Raw genomic sequence first — 4,921 nt, forward strand, 5'->3', positions numbered from 1 at the left:
AGATCCCCAGTTCGATTTTCGATGAAATCATGGCCATGCCTTATCACATCTATGTCCTGGCCACAGCCGGTGTCAACATAGACCAGACCAGACCTCTGCAGTACGGCACTGCACTGACACTCATGTTCCTGGTTCTGGGACTGAACTTAGTCGCTATACTGGTACGGAACAAGATGCAGAGAAGGCTGTAGTGCTCATGGAGTCAACACTTTCTGAAAAAAAACACAGGAAGAAAATGATCCGGAAACAAGTTGGAGCAGGAAGCAAGGCTGGTCAAGGGCACGTCAACTGCCAGGGCCTGGAGAAGCAGATTAGGTTCAAGAGCAATGCCTGATGTTTCAGAAATGATACGCGAGGACAGGGAAAGATGATCGCGGTCATTTACACTTCTTCCCTGCTATGGGAAGTTTTTATATATATCTTTGCGGTGTAAAAAACGCAGCACTTCAATACAATTCCTGGTAATTTTAATACCCAGGCGATAATCGCCTATGCGAATCCGATAGTATTCCGAGTATCCCTGGATCTTCCGGATACTTTTCATGTCTTGCGGTGAATCAATCTGCTGTAATTTTTCTAAAATATCTACAAGACGTTTTTTAAGGCTTGCATTATGAATGATTCCGTCAAGATCTTTGCTGAATCCTTTGGTATAGAGAACCTTCATCTCTCACGCCTTGAGCCTGGCTAGTACACTTTCTTCAGAGACATATTCTCCGGTATCAGCTTCTTCCATAGCCAAGCCCAGCTTCATGTCTAAAATAGCTTCAGACACTGCTTCTTCCAGTAAATCCTTTCTTTCGGTCAATACCTCTGCAACAGCTTCTTTTATTATTTCCCTGAGATCATTTCTGGAGATATCCTTAATTTCCATGGGGTCAGACTCCTTGCACATTGAGGTGAAAAAAATGTGGTTATATTTGGGAGAATGGGGTTTAATTCTGCTTGTAACCTGTACTTCAAATTTTGTTCTGAAGCAAGTGAATTGGTAGCCATTCATGGGGTGTCGGAGCCATGCAAGGTTACCTGTCCGAAAAGCTGGTAAAGCCTTTCTTTTATACTGTCCCTCCAGGCAGGTATCTCATAAGTTACGCCACCTTCACATTTCGCGCTTGACGCAAAGTGTGAAGAAGTGCCGGGCGCTGGCTCCCCGTCTTTGCTGGAAGTTTATATTTTTGTGACAGGGTTTGCGGGATAGGTCATTAACCGTTAAAAACTTGCTTGAGTGGTAAAAGTTATTATTATTGATAGTAGGATTTTGGGTTATGAACTATGTATCAGGTGTGCATCAGTCAATGTGATTGTATTTTACCCATAATCCATAATTTACACAAATAAACTTTAAACCTGTCACAAGGAAAACCATATGTTTAGATTTGATAATAGTTATGCCGGGTTGCCGGAAAATTTTTATGCCAGGGTGGCAGCGGCCACGGTCCCCAGCCCCCGGCTCATCAAGTGGAACAGTGATCTGGCTGATGAATTAGGCTGGGAGAACTTGCAATATTCGGAAGAAGAGATTGCTGATTGCTTTTCCGGCAACAGGCAGCTGCCGGGTTCTGATCCCATTGCCCTGGCTTATGCCGGACATCAGTTCGGAAGCTTTGTGCCCAGCCTGGGAGACGGCAGGGCGCTTCTGCTGGGGGAAGTGGTAAATTCCAGGGGACAGCGTTTTGATCTGCAGCTTAAAGGCTCAGGCCGAACCCCTTTTTCCCGGGGCGGGGACGGCAAAGCCCCCCTGGGTCCGGTTTTGCGGGAATACCTGGTAAGTGAGGCCATGCATCACCTGGGCCTGCCCACATCCAGGTCCCTGGCAGCTGTTTTGACCGGCGAGCAGGTCTACCGGGACAAAGCCATGCCCGGAGCGGTCCTGACCCGGGTTGCTTCAAGTCATATCCGCATCGGCACCTTTGAGTATTTTGCTTCCAGGCAGGACCATGAAAGCCTGAAAACCCTTCTGGATTATACCATTCAAAGGCACTATCCCGAAATCAAAGGTGAACCAGACGCCCCTGTACTTTTTCTTGCAAAAGCAGGGCGGCTGCAGGCTGAACTGGTGAGCGGCTGGATGGCCCTGGGCTTTATCCATGGAGTTATGAATACAGACAACATGTCCGTGGCCGGAGAAACCATAGACTACGGACCGTGCGCCTTTATGGATGAGTTCAGCCATGACCGGGTGTACAGTTTTATCGACCAGGGCGGGCGATATGCATATTCCAACCAGATGCCCATAGTACTCTGGAATCTTTCCAGGCTGGGGGAATGTCTGCTGCCGCTCATGCCCCATGAGAGTAAAGAAGCTGTGCGCATTCTGGAAAATGAGCTGATGAGCACTCAGGAATTTCTGGAGGGCAGGGCCCATGAGAAAATGTGCTGCAAGCTGGGTATATTTGACCATTCCGGGGAGCAGGACAAAGAACTGGTCAAAGACTGGCTGCACTACCTGGAGAGGGAAAGGCTGGACTATACGCAAAGCTTCAGAAATCTTGCAGAGCTTTTAAACTCAGGGAGTTATCCAGGGTGGTTCAGTCCCGGTAATGAATTAAAGGATTTCTGTGACAGGTGGCGCAGAAGGATTATGCAGCAGGGACTGGACCCGGAAGAGATAAAAAACAGGATGAATGAGCACAATCCGGTGTTCATTCCTCGCAATCACAAGATTGAGGAGATAATTGAGGCCGCCAATATGGGCGATTTCAGCCTTTTTCATGAAATGAATGAGCTTCTGAAGAATCCTTACCTGGAGCAGGAGGGTTTCAAAAGCTATACTCTGCCTCCCCGGCCTGAAGAAGTGGTGGCCAACACTTTTTGTGGAACCTGAATCTGTGGTAAGCAATCAGGGGGTGCCGGAATCACGCCTCTGGCGTGACTGGGGACAGTCCCCGCGTAACCCTGGTGCGGAACAAGCTGCAGAGAATGCTGTAGTCAAGTATCTGTTTAGCGCTTTTAAGGAAAGCAGGGGACAGGCACTCCGGGACCCACTTAAGCATCATTTTGTGCTCAAAATGACTCGATTTCTGGGACAAGTGGGTCCCGGATGAGCCAGTCCCCATGCCATATGCAAAGCGCTAAACAGATACGTAGTCAAATGGAATATGGGTTTAAGAACTGTCTTGACCACAACAGGTTTTTATCTGCTTGAGGCAATTCAGCTTCTTCGCAGACCGGATTCCAATATTGATGGATGGTTTCTATCTGGTGATCCATGATGGTCTGAGCTTCTGTTTTTGACAGAAGAAACTGTTGTGCAGCATCTCTGCAAACATCTAACCGGCTGAAACGATTGTGTCCTGAAATCAACATGGCCTGGGTTGCCTCCTGTCCGGTGCGGAGTTGGGGGCAGATATCATATGCCGGTGTAAGACTTAAATGCGAACCGTCCCAGAAAGCGGCATGGTTACGGGCATGGTCGTCTGTGTTGCTGCACAGGACATTAAAAACCAGCCTGGAAAAAAGTTCACGCAACGTGGCTTTGGGCTTAGTGAAACGGTAGCGGACGATTTCCGCCAGGTCTTCGTAACTGGCATATCGAGCCATCATTTCGTCCAGTTCCAGAAGAGTCAAGGCGGAAATCATCCCTTTTCGCAGCCATCCGGTGTCACATTTCCGGCGATCAAAGCGTTGGACCAGGAGTACGTCTTTGCCCAGGGTTTTGACCAGCTTAACCCCGGCCACATCAATGCCGCAAAGAGCAGCCAGCCTCATGGCTATGAACTCTGCCTTTACCACAGGGAAAAAGTCGGTACTGCTTGAAAATTTTGCAATATATTTTGCATCGTCACTGTCCAACAGAGCCTTGGGGCGTGCTCCGCCCAAAGAGGTGCCGTGAATGAGCACCTTTTCCAGGTCCCAAGGCAGGGGCATGCCTTTTTCAACACGGTCAGCCGCTTCTAGAAGCTGCTCCAGCTTCGCCTGCCCGGCCATTCTGGGAACATATTCACTGGGCGAAGCTTGAAAGTCCACAGCACCGACTCTATCGGAGCCCGATTCCAGCATATAGGTCAACTCATCGATCCTGGCTGTGTCCGCGTCCTGGTTTTTTATGCCCAGCAAGCAGTTCATGATGACACGACGACCCCAGGCATCAGGCGATGCGTCACGCAGACTGCCGGGCATGGAAAGCCCCGGGGGCAAAGGCAGCACCCCGGGCTGCAGCGGCAATTCCGGCAGATAAATGGGAATGGCATCTTTTCTTTCCAGATAACTTCGTCCATAATTGAACTGGAGGCCCTGGGCTGATGGCGCCAGACGCCCATCTACTACAGGATGAGTTTGATTCGGAAGCCAGATCCAGACATAAACCTCATTCTGTGTATCGTTTTTTGAGCTTTTAGAAATCATCATTTGCTTTCATTCGGCGATTGCGGACAGCCCTGGGGAGTAGTGCCAATTTTTCTGATGCCTGCTTGCTTCGTTCCTGGATCTCGCTCATATCTGCCGAGAAAAGAGGCACGCCAACAATGGCCGCAACTTCAAGGGCTACTCCAAGTTCGACCCTGGGATCCCCTTTTTCTATACGATATAGCAGGTCTCGGGAAATACCGGCTCGTTCAGCCAGTTCCTGTGTCTTTATGCGCTTTTCGAGCCTGCCGGTTTTTATAAGCTTTGCAAGCAGGCTTATTGCCCGCAGGGTATAGCGTGAATACGTGCGTACCTTCATTTCGGTCTCCACCTCTAAATGTCTTATTTATAAGACCTGTAGCCATTTTTGTCTTATGTGTAGGACGTACTTTTTCAGAAGATAAAGAATACGTCAAGCCTGAAATTCATGGTTATTTCACATTTCGCGTTTGACGCAAAATGTGCAAAATTGGTCTCTTTATTCTTCAAAACCGTGTGTGCGGAGCACCTGTGTGAAGCCTGAAGGCTTCCCGTGCCTAAGAATTTTTTTTTTGGCACGGGCAACTTCGTTGCAGGC

General features: G+C 48.8%; 6 protein-coding genes and 1 pseudogene. 2 read left to right on the forward strand and 5 right to left on the reverse strand.

Translation table 11 applies throughout. The features are described 5' to 3' along the window. Nucleotides 1–191, forward strand: a pseudogene (locus tag QZP87_RS12100) (phosphate ABC transporter, permease protein PstA); the annotation flags it as partial. Between the two features lie 206 nt (nucleotides 192–397). Here QZP87_RS12100 and QZP87_RS12105 read toward each other — a convergent pair. Both QZP87_RS12105 and QZP87_RS12110 read right to left on the reverse strand, forming a co-directional pair. Continuing rightward, the gene (locus QZP87_RS12105; protein WP_291323182.1) at nucleotides 398–667 is read right to left on the reverse strand and encodes a type II toxin-antitoxin system RelE/ParE family toxin; all 270 of its coding nucleotides are present in this window, start codon (nucleotides 665–667) and stop codon (nucleotides 398–400) included. Between the two features lie 3 nt (nucleotides 668–670). Further along, nucleotides 671–874: a hypothetical protein gene (locus tag QZP87_RS12110; RefSeq protein WP_291323183.1), complete on the reverse strand. Its 204-nt coding sequence runs from the start codon at nucleotides 872–874 to the stop codon at nucleotides 671–673. A 492-nt stretch (nucleotides 875–1,366) separates the two neighbouring features. Here QZP87_RS12110 and QZP87_RS12115 point away from each other — a divergent pair, with 492 nt between their 5' ends. Next, complete coding sequence (locus QZP87_RS12115) at nucleotides 1,367–2,824, forward strand: protein adenylyltransferase SelO (protein WP_291323184.1); 1,458 nt, start codon at nucleotides 1,367–1,369, stop codon at nucleotides 2,822–2,824. Nucleotides 2,825–3,087: 263 nt separating this feature from the next. Here QZP87_RS12115 and QZP87_RS12120 read toward each other — a convergent pair whose 3' ends face one another. The 3 genes from QZP87_RS12120 to QZP87_RS12130 all read right to left on the reverse strand — a co-directional run. Next, a complete protein-coding gene (locus tag QZP87_RS12120; RefSeq protein WP_291323185.1) occupies nucleotides 3,088–4,347 on the reverse strand; it encodes a type II toxin-antitoxin system HipA family toxin in 1,260 nt (419 codons plus the stop codon). Then, on the reverse strand, nucleotides 4,334–4,663 hold the full coding sequence (locus QZP87_RS12125; RefSeq protein ID WP_291323186.1) for a helix-turn-helix transcriptional regulator: 330 nt from the start codon (nucleotides 4,661–4,663) through the stop codon (nucleotides 4,334–4,336). The genes QZP87_RS12120 and QZP87_RS12125 overlap by 14 nt, the downstream gene beginning before the upstream one ends. A gap of 74 nt (nucleotides 4,664–4,737) precedes the next feature. Next, nucleotides 4,738–4,921 (reverse strand): hypothetical protein (locus QZP87_RS12130; protein WP_291323187.1); only part of this gene is annotated, 184 nt, incomplete at its 5' end.

Origin of the sequence: Desulfonatronospira sp. (assembly GCA_003563255.1) — a bacterium.
Classification (GTDB): Bacteria; Desulfobacterota; Desulfovibrionia; order Desulfovibrionales; family Desulfonatronovibrionaceae; genus Desulfonatronospira.